General features: G+C 71.4%; 16 protein-coding genes and 2 pseudogenes. 14 read left to right on the top strand and 4 right to left on the bottom strand.

The features are described from left to right. The first annotated feature begins 4 nt into the window (after positions 1-4). From ABZX85_RS42175 to ABZX85_RS42165, 3 genes are all read left to right on the top strand, one after another. The gene (locus ABZX85_RS42175) at positions 5-970 is read left to right on the top strand and encodes a PDR/VanB family oxidoreductase (RefSeq protein WP_355881768.1); all 966 of its coding nucleotides are present in this window, start codon (positions 5-7) and stop codon (positions 968-970) included. A 154-nt stretch (positions 971-1,124) separates the two neighbouring features. Continuing rightward, complete coding sequence (locus ABZX85_RS42170; protein WP_355881765.1) at positions 1,125-1,427, top strand: hypothetical protein; 303 nt, start codon at positions 1,125-1,127, stop codon at positions 1,425-1,427. Positions 1,428-1,496: 69 nt separating this feature from the next. After that, positions 1,497-1,814: a metalloregulator ArsR/SmtB family transcription factor gene (locus ABZX85_RS42165; RefSeq protein WP_355881763.1), complete on the top strand. Its 318-nt coding sequence runs from the start codon at positions 1,497-1,499 to the stop codon at positions 1,812-1,814. 92 nt (positions 1,815-1,906) lie between these two features. Here the strand turns inward: ABZX85_RS42165 and ABZX85_RS42160 are convergent, their stop codons facing one another. Continuing rightward, complete coding sequence (locus ABZX85_RS42160) at positions 1,907-2,518, bottom strand: TetR/AcrR family transcriptional regulator (RefSeq protein ID WP_355881760.1); 612 nt, start codon at positions 2,516-2,518, stop codon at positions 1,907-1,909. 144 nt (positions 2,519-2,662) lie between these two features. Between ABZX85_RS42160 and ABZX85_RS42155 the strand changes: the two genes are divergently transcribed. Further along, positions 2,663-3,397, top strand: a complete 735-nt coding sequence (locus ABZX85_RS42155) for an SDR family oxidoreductase (protein ID WP_355881757.1) — start codon at positions 2,663-2,665, stop codon at positions 3,395-3,397. Positions 3,398-3,428: 31 nt separating this feature from the next. Next, positions 3,429-4,050: pseudogene (locus ABZX85_RS42150) on the top strand (NAD(P)-binding domain-containing protein). A gap of 16 nt (positions 4,051-4,066) precedes the next feature. Here ABZX85_RS42150 and ABZX85_RS42145 read toward each other — a convergent pair. Further along, positions 4,067-4,977, bottom strand: a pseudogene (locus ABZX85_RS42145) (LysR substrate-binding domain-containing protein). A 208-nt stretch (positions 4,978-5,185) separates the two neighbouring features. Here ABZX85_RS42145 and ABZX85_RS42140 point away from each other — a divergent pair. From ABZX85_RS42140 to ABZX85_RS42120, 5 genes are all read left to right on the top strand, one after another. Beyond that, positions 5,186-5,815 carry an NAD(P)-binding domain-containing protein gene (locus ABZX85_RS42140; RefSeq protein WP_355881754.1) on the top strand — a complete coding sequence of 210 codons (630 nt, stop codon included), beginning with the start codon at positions 5,186-5,188 and terminating at the stop codon, positions 5,813-5,815. A 31-nt stretch (positions 5,816-5,846) separates the two neighbouring features. Continuing rightward, complete coding sequence (locus ABZX85_RS42135) at positions 5,847-6,782, top strand: SDR family oxidoreductase (protein WP_355881751.1); 936 nt, start codon at positions 5,847-5,849, stop codon at positions 6,780-6,782. A 182-nt stretch (positions 6,783-6,964) separates the two neighbouring features. Further along, complete coding sequence (locus ABZX85_RS42130; RefSeq protein WP_355881748.1) at positions 6,965-7,894, top strand: ATP-binding cassette domain-containing protein; 930 nt, start codon at positions 6,965-6,967, stop codon at positions 7,892-7,894. Then, positions 7,894-8,730 carry an ABC transporter permease gene (locus tag ABZX85_RS42125; protein ID WP_355881745.1) on the top strand — a complete coding sequence of 279 codons (837 nt, stop codon included), beginning with the start codon at positions 7,894-7,896 and terminating at the stop codon, positions 8,728-8,730. Before ABZX85_RS42130 ends, ABZX85_RS42125 begins: the two co-directional genes overlap by 1 nt. 99 nt (positions 8,731-8,829) lie before the next feature. Then, a complete protein-coding gene (locus ABZX85_RS42120; protein WP_355881742.1) occupies positions 8,830-9,813 on the top strand; it encodes a LacI family DNA-binding transcriptional regulator in 984 nt (327 codons plus the stop codon). A 19-nt stretch (positions 9,814-9,832) separates the two neighbouring features. Here the strand turns inward: ABZX85_RS42120 and ABZX85_RS42115 are convergent, their stop codons facing one another. Then, entirely contained in the window at positions 9,833-11,164 is a 1,332-nt protein-coding gene (locus ABZX85_RS42115) for an ABC transporter substrate-binding protein (RefSeq protein WP_355881739.1), read from the bottom strand. Positions 11,165-11,343: 179 nt separating this feature from the next. Here ABZX85_RS42115 and ABZX85_RS42110 point away from each other — a divergent pair, with 179 nt between their 5' ends. From ABZX85_RS42110 to ABZX85_RS42095, 4 genes are read left to right on the top strand one after another with little or no spacing between them, the layout of a single operon-like run. After that, positions 11,344-12,306: a sugar ABC transporter permease gene (locus ABZX85_RS42110; RefSeq protein WP_355881737.1), complete on the top strand. Its 963-nt coding sequence runs from the start codon at positions 11,344-11,346 to the stop codon at positions 12,304-12,306. Further along, positions 12,303-13,166: a carbohydrate ABC transporter permease gene (locus ABZX85_RS42105; RefSeq protein WP_355881734.1), complete on the top strand. Its 864-nt coding sequence runs from the start codon at positions 12,303-12,305 to the stop codon at positions 13,164-13,166. The genes ABZX85_RS42110 and ABZX85_RS42105 overlap by 4 nt, the downstream gene beginning before the upstream one ends. Positions 13,167-13,171: 5 nt before the next feature. Continuing rightward, on the top strand, positions 13,172-13,726 hold the full coding sequence (locus ABZX85_RS42100; RefSeq protein WP_355881731.1) for a DUF624 domain-containing protein: 555 nt from the start codon (positions 13,172-13,174) through the stop codon (positions 13,724-13,726). Between the two features lie 12 nt (positions 13,727-13,738). Beyond that, positions 13,739-15,064 carry a Gfo/Idh/MocA family oxidoreductase gene (locus ABZX85_RS42095; protein WP_355881728.1) on the top strand — a complete coding sequence of 442 codons (1,326 nt, stop codon included), beginning with the start codon at positions 13,739-13,741 and terminating at the stop codon, positions 15,062-15,064. A 54-nt stretch (positions 15,065-15,118) separates the two neighbouring features. On the opposite strand, the gene ABZX85_RS42090 is transcribed toward ABZX85_RS42095, so the two are convergent. Beyond that, entirely contained in the window at positions 15,119-15,793 is a 675-nt protein-coding gene (locus tag ABZX85_RS42090; protein WP_355881725.1) for a TetR/AcrR family transcriptional regulator, read from the bottom strand. Positions 15,794-15,803 lie beyond the last annotated feature (10 nt).

The raw sequence follows: 15,803 nt of genomic DNA, 5'->3' as shown, positions 1-15,803 counted from the left end.
TCCCATGAGCACCCACGACACCGTCGTCCACGCGATCACCCTCGCCTCGGCGGCCGGCACCAGCCGCCTCTACGAACTCCGCGCCGCCGACCCCGCCACCCCGCTCCCCGCCTTCGAGCCCGGCGCACACATCGACGTGTACCTCGGCCCGACCCTGATCCGCCAGTATTCACTCCTCAACTCCCCCGACGAATACGGCCGTTACCTGATCTGTGTACGCCGGGACGACACCGGCCGCGGCGGCTCCACCGCCATGCACCGCGACATCACCGTCGGCGGGCGACTGCGCGTCTCCACACCCCGCAACCTCTTCCCCCTCCTCCCCGCACAGCGGTACGTCCTCGTCGCGGGCGGCATCGGCATCACCCCGCTCCTCTCCATGGCCGAGGAACTGGCCCGGCGCGGAGCCGACTTCACCCTCCACCACTACACGACCGCCGACGCACCGCTGCGCGAACGCCTCCGCGCCTCCCCCTTCAACGACCGCGTCCACCCGCACGACAGCGCCGACGGAGACAGCATCCGCACCGGCCTGCCCGCCGAACTGTGTACGGCCGACCCCGCCGCGCTCGTCTACGTCTGCGGCCCCGACGGGTTCATGCGCCACGTCACCGAGGCCGCGACAGCGGCTGGCTGGCACCCTGGCCAGCTCCACCTCGAACGCTTCACCCCGGCCGCCCGCGAGCCCGACCCGGTCACCGACGGCGCATTCCGCGTGCGCGTCGCCAGCACCGGCGACAGCTACCCCGTACCCGCCGAAACGACCATCGCCGAAGTCCTCACCGCCAACGGCGTAGACGTCGAACTCTCCTGCGAACAAGGCATGTGCGGCGCCTGCCTCACCCCCGTCCTCGCCGGAGAACCCGACCACCGCGACGAAGTACAGACCGATGAGGAACGCGCCGCGAACAACCAGATCACCATCTGCTGCTCACGCTCCCGCAGCCCGGAACTCGTCCTCGGGATCTGAAGTCCGCCCCGCAGCCGGTCAGCTGCGGGGCCGCTCTTCTCAACCTCCCCTTACCCACACATGCAAGGATTGCTATATATTCACTTCAGCATGCACGGCCCGCGGCGAACCCGCCCGCAGGCCGTAGATCCAGCACATCCAGGAGCACGAGCACATGAGCACCGTCACCGAGCACCACGTCCACGACGACCACGCGCACACGCACGCCGAGGGCTGCGGGCACGTCGCCGTTCCGCACGGCGACCACACGGACTACGTCCACGACGGCCACCTGCACCGCACCCACGACGGCCATGTCGACGAGTGCGCCACCGCCGGTCACGGGGTCCACGAGGACCACGACCACGCGCACGGCGAGGGCTGCGGTCATGTGGCCGTGCCGCACGGGGACCACGTCGACTACGTGCACGACGGCCACCGTCACGCCGCGCACGAGGAGCACTGGGACGACCACTGATCCCCGAGGTGATCCTCAGGGGGATTTCGGGTCGGAGGTCAACCTATTACCACATGCTAATGTCCGCATGTGACGACTCCCCCGCCCCCGGCCTCGCCCGACGACGAGCCGGTACGGGCCCTACAGGCGGCCAGCGACCTGCTCAAGGCGCTCGCCTCCCCCGTCCGCGTCGGCATCGTGCGCGAGCTGTCGCAGGGCGGGAAGTACGTCCACGAGCTGGTCGACTCGCTCGGCGTGAGCCAGCCGCTGGTCTCGCAGCACCTGCGCGTCCTGCGCACCTCCCGCATCGTGACGGCGAACCGTCAGGCCAGGGAGATCCAGTACGCCCTCACGGACGACCACGTCGCCCACATCGTGCTGGACGCCATCCGGCACGCACAGGAGTAATCCCCACCGCCACACCGAAGGGCCCTTCCTCAGGAGGGGCCCTTCGGGCTGTCCGGCAGAAGTACCCGCGCACGCCGGTGAGCGGCGGTCGGTCAACCCGGCAGTTCCCCCCGCCCCCGGTCGTCGCCGCCCCCGGCGGGGAGGGCGTTGTCGATGAGGACGGCGGCGATGGCGGCGGCGGTGGGGAAGGAGTCGGCGTCGATGACGCGGGTGCGGGCCGCGGCGCCGTCGAGGAGCAGCGCGAGCTGTTCGCCGAGTTTTTCGGGGTCGGCGGCGCCGGCTTCGCGGGCGGTGTCGGTGAGCCGTGCGGCGACGGCCGTTTTGTAGTCGCGGGCGTACCGGGACGCGGGGTGCTGGGGGTCGTGGAGTTCGACGGCGGCGGCGATGTAGGGGCAGAGGGGGGTGGTGGGGGGCACGTCGAAGGCGGCGAGGAGCCGCTGGCGGGGCGTGAGGTCGGGGCGGTCGAACACGCCGGACAGAACCGTGGGGTCGAACCGACGCAGGTACTCGGCGACGAGTTCGTCCTTGCCGCCGAAGTGCTGGTACGCCGTCCGCTTGGACACCTCGGCCGCCGCGCAGAGCTGGTCCATGCCGGTGCGGTTGATGCCCTGTTCGCGGAACAGCCGCTGGGACGCGCCGAGGATGCGCTCGCGGGCACCCCGGCCACGCCGACTGCCGGTGGGGCCCTTCTCCAACTCCGTCATGGGGCCATCATACCCGGACGGGTAACGACCGGTGTACATAGCTTGCGCCCCGGCCGCCGAGCCCCGTACGTTATGGACACCAGGCGGTGTACATAACACCGTCGTCCCAGGCGTGCACGGCGCCATCGATCCGAGGGAGAGACCATGGGCAAGCTCGACGGCAAGGTCGCGGTCATCACCGGCGCCACCACCGGCATGGCGCTGGCCGGCGCGAAGCTGTTCGTCGACGAGGGGGCGTACGTCTTCATCACCGGCCGCCGTCAGGAGGCCCTGGACGAGGCCGTGCGGCGGATCGGCCGCAATGTCACCGGCGTCCGGGGCGACGCCGCGGACCTGGCCGACCTGGACCGCCTGTACGACACGGTCAAGCGGGAGAAAGGCAGTCTCGACGTGCTGTGGGCCAGCGCGGGCGGGGGTGAGCCCGCGCCGCTCGGCGAGATCACCGAGGCCCAGTTCGACACCTGGTTCGGGCTCAACGCTCGCGGCACCCTGTTCACCGTCCAGAAGGCCCTCCCGCTCCTCAACGACGGCGGCTCCATCCTCATGACCGGCTCCAACGCCTCGCTCGGCGCCTTCCCCGGCTGGAGCGTCTACGCCGGCAGCAAGGCCGTCCAGCAGGCGTGGGCCCGTATCTGGCTCAACGAGCTCAAGGACCGCCGCATCCGCGTCAACGTCCTGACGCCCGGCCAGGTCGCCACCGCCAAGCAGGAGGAACTCTTCGACGAGGCCGCCCGGCGCCAGTTCGAGTCCCTCATCCCCCGCGGCCGGATGGGCCGCCCCGACGAGATCGCCACCGCCGCCCTCTTCCTCGCCTCCGACGACTCCAGCTACGTCAACGGCATGGAACTCGTCGCCGACGGCGGCACCACCGCCGTCTGAACCGGACCACACCACCAGGACGGGACATCTCATGAGCAGCATCAGCATCATCGGCACCGGCAACATGGCCCGCACCATCGGCGCGCGGGCGCTGGCGGGCGGCAACACCGTCGAGGTCCTGGGCCGCGACCGGGCCAAGGCCGCCGCCCTGGCCAAGACCCTCGGCGACGGCGCCACGACGGGAGAGTGGGGCACCGCCCCGGCCGGGGACATCGTCGTCGTGGCCCTGCTGTACGACGGTGTCGTGCCGGCCGTCGCCCAGTTCGGGGACGCTCTCGCGGGCAAGGTCGTCGTCGACATCAGCAACCCCTTCAACTCCGTTCGACGGGCTGGCCCACCGCGAGGGGACCTCGATCGCGCAGGAGGTCGCCGAGGTGGCCCCGGCCGGCGCCTCCGTGGTGAAGGCGTTCAACACCATCTTCCGTCACGTCCTGGAGAAGGGCCGGCCCGATGTCTTCATCGCCGGGGACGACGCGCAGGCGAAGGCACGTGTGGGGGCGTTCATCGAGAGCCTCGGGCTGCGCCCGCTGGACGTCGGCGGCCTGAGCATGGCGCACTGGCTGGAGGGAGCGGGCGTGGTCACGGTGGGGCTCGCCAGCCACGGGGTGGGGAACCTGGACTTCGCTCTCGGCGTCGTCGAACTTCCCGTCTGAGTAATAGCCGAACTACTCAACCGCGCTTCGAAAGCGCCTCTCCCGCGAGCTGCCACATTTCGTGGTTCCCGCATTCCGCCGTGATCTCGGCGGTTTCACGGGCCGCGGTGACGAAATCGTCGACCACCGGCGAGTTCCGCGATGCGGCCACCGCGAGGCACACCTGGTCGGGCGCCAGATCCGGAATGGGCACGTAGACGACGTCCGGGTGCGAGGAGAACACGGATGCCGAACGGGCGAGGAACGAGATGCCCCGGCCGGCCGCGACATGCTCAAGCGTCTCGTCCACCCCGCGCGCCAGGTACCCGGCGTCGGGGTGCGGGCGGCTGGTGGGCCGCGTGCTCGGGTCGGCGTGCCAGACCACCGGTTCGTCGGCCAGGTCGGCCTCGGAGACCTCCTCCTCACCGGCCAGCCGGTGGCCGGCGGGCAGCACCACCACCTGCGGCTCGGTGTACAGGGGGGTGATGCGCAGGCCGGTCCCGTCGATGGGCAGCCGTACGTAGCCGACGTCGATGCGGCCGTCGAGCAGCATGGGGGCCTGGTCGTCCGATTCGATCCGCCGGACGTCCACGACCACGTCCGGGTGCCGTTCCTCGAACGCCCGCGCCGCCGGGCGACCGGGATGCCGGCCCGGAAACCGACCACCAGCCGTCGGCCGCCGCGCGCGGCCTCGGACACCCGGCGGCGGACCGCGTGCGCGGTGGCGAGCAACGGACCGGCGTCGGCCAGCAGTTGCCGGCCCGCTTCGGTCAGCGCCACGCCGTGGCGGTCTCTGGTGAACAGCGAGGCGCCGAGGTCCTGCTCGAACGCGCGGATCTGCCGGCTGAGCACCGGCTGCGCGATCCGCAGGTCCTCGGCGGCACGGCCGAAGTGCAACCGGTCGGCCACGGCGACGAAGTAGCGCAGTTTGCGCAGGTCCAGATCCATGGCGCCTCCCGGCCCGGTGATGCCCTGAGGGTATCACCGTGATGAAAAGAGGTATTGGACGCCCACTCGGACGAATGACAGCCTGAACAAGTGCCGGATCGGAGCCGGGGTGAATTCGATGCGGAAATTCGGCATCGGAATAAACCGGCGAAATCCAGAGCACCTGAGGAAATGACATTCCGTCCAGCTCCGGAAAGCAGGAACACGCATGCGCGGAATCAGCATTGTCGGCCTGGGGAACATGGCCGGCGCCCTGGCCACCCGGGCACTCGCCGGTGGCAACACCGTCGAGATCATCGGCCGTGACCCGGCCAGGACCAGGGAATGGGCCGCCGCGCTCGGCGCCACCGCGGGGACGGCCGGCGCCGCCCCGGCCGGGGACATCGTCGTCCTCGCCGTGCCGTACGCAGCCGCGGCGACGGTGGTCGGGGAGTACGGAGACGCGCTGCGCGGCAAGGTCGTCATCGACATCACCAACCCCGTCTCCCCCGATCTCAAGGGCTTCGTCACCCCCGACGGCAGTTCCGGCGCGCAGGAGATCGCCAAGGCCGCGCCCGCCGGGGCGTATGTCGTGAAGGCGTTCAACACCCTGTTCTCCCAAGTGCTGGCGGCCGGACCGGTCGAGGGCCGTCCGCTGGACGTGTTCATCGCCGGGGACGACGCGCGGGCGAAGGCGCGTGTGTCGGCGTTCGCCGAGAGCCTGGGCCTGCGTCCGCTGGACGCCGGGGAGCTTGCGATGGCTCGGGCGCTGGAGAACGTCGCCCTGCTGGAGCTGGGGCTGATGACCCACTCCGTCCGGCACTCCGACTTCTCCGTCGGCGTCACCCTGCTCGGCTGAGTCTCTCCCTCTACCTCACAAGGACAGCGAGATGCGTGTTTTCGTCACCGGTGGGACCGGCCATTCCGGCTCCTACGTCATCCCCGAACTCGTCGCCGCCGGACACGAGGTCACCGGCCTGGCCCGGTCGGACAGGGCCGCTGCGGCGCTGTCCGCGCTCGGCGCGAAGGTGCGTCGCGGCGACCTCCAGGATCTCGACGGGCTCAAGGAGGCGGCTGCCGAATCCGACGGCGTCGTCCATGTCGCCCACCGACAGGACCTGCTTCCCAGCGGCGGGATCGACGCCGTGGCCGCCGCGGAGCTCCCGATCGTGCTGGCGTACGGCGAAGCGCTGGCGGGGACCGGGAAGCCGCTGGTCGCGGCGGGGAGCATCGACTCGCCGGGGAGCCTGGGCCGGCCGGTCACCGAGGAGGACCCGGCTCTTCCCGGCGGCGTCGAGCACAGGGGCACGCTGCGGGTTCGCAACGTCGTGGAAAGGGCTGTGATCGGCCTCTCCGAGCACGGGGTGCGCTCGTCGGTCGTGCGGATCGCCAACATCGCGCACAGCACGACCGATCGCGCCGGTTTCCTCCCCACGCTGATCGCGCTCGCGAAGGAGAAGGGGTTCGTCGGCTACCCCGGGGACGGCGCGAACCTGTGGAACGCCGTGCACGCCCGCGACGCCGCCTGCGTGTTCCGCCTGGCGCTGGAGAGGGGGGCGGCCGGCAGGTACTGGCACGCGGTCGGGGACGGGGGCATCCCGTTCCGTGAGATCGCGGAGGCCATCGGCGGCCGTACGGGCCTGCCCGTCGTGAGCGTTCCCTCGGACGTCCTGATGGTGCCGGGACACTTCGGGTTCCTCGCGAACATCGTCACGCAGAGCTACCCGGCGTCCAGCCTCATCACCCGCCGGACCCTCGGCTGGGACCCCGTGCAACCCGGCCTGCTCGCCGGTCTGGACAACGGGCACTACTTCCCCGCCGGTTGACGCCTGCCGGTGCGTCATACCTGAGGCGTACCGGCCACGGTGGTCCGAGTGGTACCGGGGTACCACTCGGCCCGTGAAGTGTCCCCCGAGGTCCCAGGGCCGTCGCCGGGCGGCTTCGTAGTGTCGGACACAGAGGCCGCGACGCGTTCCGTGGCCGAGTCCGAGGCGAAAGGCCCTCCCCCATGATCGAAGCCCGTGAGCTGACCAAGCGGTACGGCGACAAGACGGTCGTCGACCGGCTGAGCTTCAGCGTCAAGCCCGGTGAGGTGACGGGCTTCCTCGGCCCGAACGGGGCCGGCAAGTCCACGACCATGCGCATGATCGTCGGCCTGGACGCGCCGTCCGGGGGTTCGGTCACCGTCAACGGCCGGTCCTACGCCCGGCATTCGGCGCCGCTGCACGAGATCGGCACCCTGCTGGAGGCCAGGTCCGTCCACCCCGGCCGCAGCGCGCGCAGCCATCTGACGGCGCTCGCGCACACCCACGGCATCCCGGGCCGCCGGGTCGACGAGGTCATCGAGCTGGCCGGACTCACCAGCGTGGCGGGCAAGCGGGTCGGCGGTTTCTCGCTCGGCATGGGCCAGCGCCTGGGGATCGCCGCCGCCCTGCTGGGCGACCCCGGGATCGTCATGCTCGACGAACCCGTCAACGGCCTCGACCCCGAGGGCGTGCTGTGGGTGCGCAACCTGTTGCGGGGCCTCGCCGACGAGGGCCGGGCCGTGATGCTCTCCTCGCACCTGATGAGCGAGACCGCGCTGATCGCCGACCACCTCGTCATCATCGGGCGCGGCCGGCTCCTCGCGGACACCACCGTCGACGACTTCACCCGCGAGGCGGGCGGCGGCGGGGTCAAGGTCGCCACCGGCGAGGCCGTGAAGCTGCGTTCGCTGCTGGCGGGACCGGACGTCACCATCACCTCCTCCGCCGACGAGGAACTTCTGGTCTCCGGCCGCGACGCCCGCGAGATCGGCGCCGTCGTCGCACAGCACGGCATCGCGCTGTACGAACTCACCCCTCAGTCCGTGTCGTTGGAGACGGCGTTCATGGAACTCACCCGCGACGCCGTCGAGTACCAGAGCGCTCCCGTCGGCACCGAACGGAAGGCCGCCTGATGACCGCCACCGACATCGCCGCACCGTCCGCTCCCGCCCGGCCCTACAAGGTCACCGGCCTGCGGGTGCTGCGCTCCGAGTGGGCCAAGTTCTGGTCGCTGCGCTCCAGTTGGATCACGCTGGGGGTCTCGCTGGTCCTGCTCGTCGCGCTCGGCGCGATCGCCTCGGCCACCTACAGTCCCGACGTGGCCAACGGCGGCGGCCCGCCGAACGGACCCGGCTCCGGTACCCAGGACGCGGTCAGCCTGGCGCTCCTCGGAGTCACCTTCGCGTCGCTCGCCGTGGGTGTCCTGGGGGTGCTGCTGTCGGCGGGCGAGTACAGCACCGGCATGATCCGCTCCACGCTCGCGGCGGTGCCGCGCCGGCTGCCCGTGCTGTGGTCCAAGGCGGCCGTGATCGGCCCGCTCGCGTTCGTCCTCACCACGATCGGCGCGATCGCCGCGTTCCAGCTCGGCACGCTCGGCCTGGACGGGGAGAAGATCGCCCTGAGCCTCGGCGACGACGGCGTCCTGCGCAGCCTGGTCGGCGCGGGCCTCTACCTCGGTCTGGTCGCCGTGCTCGGCGTGGCGCTGGGCGTGCTGCTGCGCTCGTCCGCCGGGGCCATCGCGGTCCTGGTCGGTGTCCTGCTGATCCTGCCCGGTCTGGCCTCGCTGCTGCCGGACTCGGTGTACGACACCATCAACCCCTACTTCCCGAGCAACGCGGGTTCCGCGATCTACTCCCTGCACCAGTCCTCGGACGCCCTCTCGCCGGGGGCGGGCCTCGCGGTCTTCGCCGGCTGGGTGGTCCTGACCCTCGGCGCGGCGGCGTTCAGGCTCGTGCGCAAGGACGCCTGACGCGCCCCGCCCCCGCAGGTGACGGGCGGGGGCGGCGGCTTGTTGACCCGGCACGGGGCAGGGTGAAAATCTCGGGGCGTGCAGGTGACCATTCGAGAAGTGGCGAAAGCGGCGGGGGTCTCCCCCTCCACCGTCTCCCGGGCGCTGGCCACGGACGGCAGGGTGGGGGCCGCCACCCGGGAGCGCATCCTGGCCGCCGCCGACCGTCTCGGCTACCAGCCCAACCGTGCCGCGCGCGGCCTGATCACGGGCCGTACGGGCACCGTCGGCCTGATCGTGCCGGATCTGCTGAACCCGTTCTTCGCGGAGATCTGCAAGGGCGCGCAGGCGCGGGCCCGCGGCCTCGGCGACTTCCTGATCGTCAGCGACGCCGAGCGGGACGAGGGTCTGGAGATGGACGCGATCCGCACCCTGGCTCCGCAGGTGGACGGCATCGTGCTGGCCGCGTCCCAGCTGAGCGACGAGGAGCTGGCCTCCCTCGGCGAGGTCACCGACCGGCCGGTGGTGCTGCTGCACCGCAGGGAGCCGGGTTTCCCGAGCGTCACCGCCGACCTGGCCGAGGGCATGACGGACGCCCTGACCCACCTGCACGCGCTCGGCCACCGCCGTATCGCCTACGTGGGTGGTCCGCGCAGTACGTGGGAGGCGCGGGAGCGGGCGGCCGGCGTCGAGGCGGTGGCGAACAGCGGCCTCGTCGACCTGGTGCACGTGGGCAGCGTGGCCCCGCACTTCGACGGCGGGATCACGGGCGCGGCGGACATGGTGCTCGCCAGCGGCGCCACCGCCGTGGTCGCCTTCAACGACATCGTCGCCTTCGGGCTGATCAGCCGTTTCACCGCGCGCGGGGTGCGGGTCCCGGACGACATGAGCGTGGTGGGGTGTGACGACATCGCCCTGTCGGGCATGGCCGCGCCCCCGCTGACCACGGTGTCGGTGCCGAAGGCGCACGCCGCGCGCGCGGCGGTGGACCTGCTGTTCCGCACCCTCGGGACTCCCGAGGTGGAGGGTGCGCGGCCGTTGCAGCGGGTGCTGCCGACGCATCTGGTGGTCCGGGGTTCCACGGCGGCCCTCGGCAGCCGCTGACCGTCCGGGCGCCGGGCGGTCAGCCCTGCGGGACAGTGGTGTGGAACTTGTCCCACATCTCGTCGGCCGCCGCCCGCACACCGGACTTGCCGAAGATGATGTCCTGGTAGATCCGCCGGAACTCGTTCTTGTCCTCGTCCGCGCCGGGCGGGGCCGGCGGCAGGGGCGGCGCGAGCCTGCCGCCGACCTCGGCCAGGTAGCGCTGGATGGCGCGGTCGCCGCCGGTGAGCGCGGGGGTGAGCCGGTCGAGGTTGGCCTGGTTGGGCGGCAGGCCGCGCACCACGCCGAGCAGGTCGGCGGCGCCGGGGTCGTTCAGCAGGAAGTCCATGAGCGTCGCGGCCTCACGCCGGTGCGCGGAGCCTCGCCGCACGCACAGCGCCGCCGAGGCAGCGGCGGCCATGCCGGGCGGGGCGGCGGAGGACTCGGTGGGGAAGGGGACAGGGGCGACCTCGCCGTAGGTCTGCCAGTACGAGGTGGCGGTGGAGGTGATCTGGAACTCGGCGGTGGACAGCTTGCGCACCAGAGCGCGATCGCCGGAGGCGCCGGTGAGGGAGGAGGCCGTCACCGGTGGCGGGGTGAAGACGCCCTTGTCGCGCAGTCGGCCCATGAGCTGCCAGAACGCGAGAAGGTCGGCCTTGGTGAAGCCGGTGGAGCCGTCGTCGATGTAGAGGGACTTGCCGCGCTGCACCAGCCAGACGTGCAGGCACTCGACGTAGCCGCCGAAGTCGGTCAGCGGCGCCCGGCCGGGTACCGCGCGCTTGAGCTTCGGCCCGATGTCGTTCAGCAGGTCGTCCCAGGTCCAGCCGATCCTGGGGATGCCCACGCCTGCCCTGCGCCACAGTGCGGGGTCGACGAACAGTGCGGTGGTGGCGATGCCCATCGGCATGCCCACCCGCCTGCCGTCGACGAGTCCGGTCCGCTGGTACAGCGGGGGGATTCCGGCGCGCGCGACCGCGGTGAAGTCCGGGCCGTCGAGGTCGGCGAGGACATCGCGATCGGCGTACGTGCGCAGATAGGCCACATCGATCTGCATGATGTCGGGTCCGGCTCCGGCCGCGACCTGGGTGGCGAGCCGCTGGACGTACGCGTCGTACCCGGCGAACGAGGTGGAGACCTCGATCCCCGGGTGACGCCGCTCGAAGAGTTCGACGGCCTTCCCGGTGGCGAGGTTGCGGTCGCCCGACCCCCACCACTGGAAGTCGAGGGTCACCGATCCGTCGCCCGCGGAACCGTCCGATCCGCAGGCGGAGAGGGCGCCGGCCGCCGGGAGCGCGGCGAGGGCGGTGAGCAGCCGGCGGCGCGACAGGCCGGCGGTCGACGTCTGTCGAGGGGAACGGCGAGGTGCGGACATCGCGGCCCTTCACTGGTGTGCAAACGTTGCCACTCTGTTTCGGACAGGCCCGGAAGTTACGGGAACCGGAACCGTCAAGTCAATGGACTCAGCAGAACGTTCTCGGTACTTGCCGACGGAAATCATGGCGTGCAATCGTTGCCACCGCCGTCCAGCCTCACCGTGGAGGAGGGCTCCGAATGAGCCAGGCGACCGCACCACCCCGTCCCGTGCCACGACCGAGCGGCGCCCTCCCCTCGGCGCGGCCCGCCCAGCGCCGGCGTTCCCAGGCGCTGCCGGGCCATGTGTTCCTCGCCCCGTGGCTGCTCGGCACGCTGGTGCTGACACTCGGGCCCATGGTGATCTCGCTGTACCTGTCGTTCACCGACTACGACCTGTTCTCCAGCCCGCGCTGGGTGGGGTTCGCGAACTACCGGTACATGCTGGAGGACGACCGCTTCCTCACCTCGGCGGCCGTCACCCTCAAGTACGCCCTGGTCAGCACCCCGCTCAAGCTGGCCGCCGCGCTCGGTGTCGCGCTGCTGCTGAACCGGGCCCGCCGGGGTGTGGGGGTGTACCGCGCCGCGTTCTACGCGCCGTCCCTGCTCGGCGCGAGCGTGAGCGTGGCCCTCGTGTGGCGGGCCCTGTTCGCCACCGACGGCGCCGCCGACCGCTCGCTGGCGTTCTTCGGCTGGCACATCGGCGGCCTCACGGACAACCCGGACCACGCGCTGTACCCGCTGGTCCTGCTGACCGTCTGGCAGTTCGGCGCCCCGATGGTGGTCTTCCTCGCCGGGCTGAAGCAGATCCCGAGAGAGCTGTACGAGTCGGCGGCGCTGGACGGCGCGGGCAAGGTCCGCACGTTCCTGTCCATCACGCTGCCGATGCTGACCCCGGTCCTGTTCTTCAACCTGGTCCTGGAGATCATCCACTCCTTCCAGGCGTTCACCCCCGCGTTCGTGATCAGCGGCGGCACCGGCGGCCCGTCGGACTCGACGCTGCTGTACTCGCTCTACCTCTACCAACAGGCGTTCGCGAGCTTCCACATGGGCTACGCGTCGGCGATGGCGTGGGTACTGCTCGCCGTCATCGCCCTCATCACCTACGCCGTCTTCCGCAGCGCCCGGCTGTGGGTGTTCTACGCGCAGGAGGACGCGTCATGACGACCGCCGTATCCCCCGCCGCCGGACGCGCGCGGCTGAGGACCGTGCTGTGGCACGCCGTGTGCGTGGTGATCGGGCTGGTGCTGCTCTATCCGGTGCTGTGGCTGCTCACGGCGTCGGTCAAGTCCGGTACCGAGATCATCTCGAACCTGAGTCCGGTGCCGGAGGTGTTCACGCCGGGCAACTACACGGACGCCGTGCGGGGCGTCAGCGGTCTGACGCTGTGGCGGCTGTTCGGCAACTCGCTGATCGTCTCGGTGGGCGCGGTCGCCGGGAACGTCCTGTCCTGCTCGCTCGCCGCCTACGCGTTCGCCCGGCTGCGTTTCCGTGGCCGGGGACTGTACTTCGCGGTGATGATCGGCACCCTGATGCTGCCGGCGCACCTGATGCTGATCCCGCAGTACGTGATCTTCCAGGAACTGGGCATGCTCGGCACGTATCTGCCGCTGATCCTGCCGAAGTTCCTCGCCACGGAGGCGTTCTTCGTGTTCCTCGTCGTCCAGTTCATCCGCTCGCTGCCGCGCGAGCTCGACCAGGCGGCGGCGATCGACGGGTGCGGCCCCTACCGCACGTTCTGGCACGTCATCATGCCGCTGCTCAAGCCGGCGCTCGTGACGACCACGATCTTCTCGTTCATCTGGAGCTGGAACGACTTCTTCTCCCAGGTGATCTATCTCGTGGAGCCGAAGACGTACACGCTCCAGCTCGGCCTGCGGATGTTCGTCGACCAGAGCGGCAGCGCCGCCTTCGGACCCATGTTCGCGATGTCCGTGCTCACCCTGGTGCCCGTGCTGCTGTTCTTCCTGGCCTTCCAGCGCCTGCTGGTGGAAGGCGTCCAGACCACGGGCCTGAAGGGCTGAGCGCCGTGAACCGTCCGGGGTTCTCCCGCTTCGCCGACTGTCTGCTCGCCGGTGTCCTGCTGCTCCTGGCCTCGCTGCCGGTGGTGACCGTGTTCCCGGCGCTCGTCGCGGCCTGCGCCGTACTGCGTGACCAGGCCCACGGCGGTGAGGGGGTGACGGTCCGGCGCTTCCTCGATCGGCTGCGGTCGGTGCTGCGCACCGGGCCCGCCGTGTGGATCGTCCCCACCGGCGTACTCGTCCTGTTGTGGCTGGACGCCGTCACCCTCGACGCGCACGGCCCCGGATCGGGGCCGGTCCTCGCCGTCGCGGCGGCCGTCCTCGCGGCGCTCGGCCTGCGCTGCGCCGCGGCCTGGCGCGAAGGGGAACGCTGGCGTACGACGCTGGCGGCCGTCTTCCGGTCCGTCCCCCGCCAGCCGCTGCCCGCCGCCCTGCTCGCCGGAGCCGTCGGCGCCGCCTTCGTCCTGCTGACGATGTCCCCCGTCCTGCTGCTGATCGTCCTCGGCCCGCTGGCGTTCGCCGCCACGGCCGCGGACGCCTGGCGGCCCGTGTCCCCCCGCTGAACGGAGAACCGCATGTCGTCCCGGAAGGCACTCCGCCGAGCCGCCGTGGTCGGGCTGGGCTCCCGCGCCCGGCTCTTCACCCAGGCGCTGGCCGGCCCCTACGCCGACCGGTTCGAGCTGGCCGGCTTCTGCGACGTCAACTCCCACCGCGTCGCGGTCCACAACACGTGGCTCGCCGAGGCCCACCCCGGCCGCGCTCCCGTACCGGCGTACGCCGCCGAGGACTTCGACGAGATGCTGCGGCGCGAGTCCGTCGACGTGGTCGTGGTGTGCAGCGTCGACCACACGCACGACGACTACATCGTGCGCGCGCTCGAAGCGGGCTGCGACGTGGTGACCGAGAAGCCCATGACGACCGACGCGGACAAGGCGCGGCGCGTCCTGGACGCCCAGCGGCGGACCGGACGCGAGGTCCGCGTCGCGTTCAACTACCGCTACAACCCGGTGCATTCGGCCGTACGCGAGCTGCTCGCCGAGGGCGCGATCGGCGAGGTCGGGTCCGTCCACTTCGAATGGCTGCTCGATCTGCGCCACGGCGCCGACTACTTCCGCCGCTGGCACCGGGAGAAGGCCAACTCCGGGGGCCTCATGGTCCACAAGGCGACCCACCACTTCGACCTGGTCAACTGGTGGCTGGGGACCCGCCCCGAGACGGTCTACGCCCAGGGCGGGCTGTTCTTCTACGGCGCCGAGGCGGGCCGGCGGCGCGGGCTCGCGCGCGCGTACGAGCGGGCTCACGGCTCCCCCGCCGCCCGGCAGGACCCCTTCGCCGTGCACCTCGCCGACTCTCCTCTGCTGAGCGCGCTGTACCTGGACGCGGAGGCGCAGGACGGCTACCACCGCGACCAGAACGTGTTCGCGCCCGGCGTGACGATCGAGGACGACATGGCCGTCCTCGTCCGGTACGCCACCGGCGCCTCCCTCACCTACCACCTCACCGCGTACTCCCCCTGGGAGGGCTACCGGGTCGCCTTCAACGGCAGCGCCGGGCGGCTGGAGCTGCTGGTGGAGGAGTCCACCTGGACCCGGCCGCGCGCGCGGGGCGCGGACGCCGTCCCGCACGGCACCGAGGTCGAGGACACGGCGGGCCGCACGGAGATCCTGCTGCGGCCGTTCTGGGAGGAACCCCGCGAGATCACGGTCCGGACCGGCGAAGGGGGGCACGGCGGCGGGGACGTCCGCATGCTGGAGGACCTCTTCGGCGACCGTCTCCCCGACCCCTTGCACCGCGCCGCCGACGCCGCCGACGGCGCCCGCTCACTGGTCACCGGCCTGGCCGCGAACCGCTCCTTCGAGACGGGGCTGCCCGTGCGGACGCGGGATCTGCTGGAGCTGTGACCGGGCGGACGCCAGCCTCGCCCGGTGCCTGTCGCGGCGTGCCGGGCGGGCGCGTCAGCTCTCCGCCGGCGCTCCCGCCGACCCCGTGGACAGCAGTCCGTTGACCACCAGGGACGCCAACAGCTCGGCCCGCTCGGTGAGTTCCCGCGGTGAGGTCTCCTTGGATCTGCCGAGGCGTTCGGCCAGCGGAAGGTTGAGCATGCCCGAGACGGGCGGGAAGACCGCGAAGAACAGGACGTCCATCGGCACGGGGGCCATCCGGCCGGAGGCCGCCAGCCGCTCGATGCCGGACGTCATCGTCCGCAGGGCCGGACCGATGTAGTGCTCGTAGAGGTGGTCGAGCCGTTCGGTGTCGCGGGAGTACTCGTCGACGAAGATCCGCCCGATCTCCGGTGTCTCCACGGCGTTGCGGTAGAAGCCGGTGATGCTCCGGCGCAGGTTCTCCTCGTCGTCGAGCGAGGGGTCGCTCTCGGGCAGGGCGGCCAGTTGGTCGCCGAGCGCGGAGTCGATGACCGCTCGCCAGAAGGCCGCTTTGGAGCCGTAGCGGTCGTTGATGAAGTTGTGGCTGACCCCCAGCCGTCGGGCGAGTTCGCGTGCGGAGGCATGGTCGTAGCCCAGCTCGGCGAACGCTTCGAGCCCACGCCGGAGGATGTTTCGCTCCTCCGGTACGGCGGGTGTCCCCGCGCCGGGCCGTCCCGGCCCTCGCGTGGAACCGGTCTCTGTCGCCACCGTGCCTCCG

The sequence above is a fragment of the Streptomyces sp. NPDC004539 genome (assembly GCF_040610055.1).
Lineage (GTDB): Bacteria > Actinomycetota > Actinomycetes > Streptomycetales > Streptomycetaceae > Streptomyces.
This window is presented reverse-complemented; position numbering and strand designations above follow the sequence as displayed.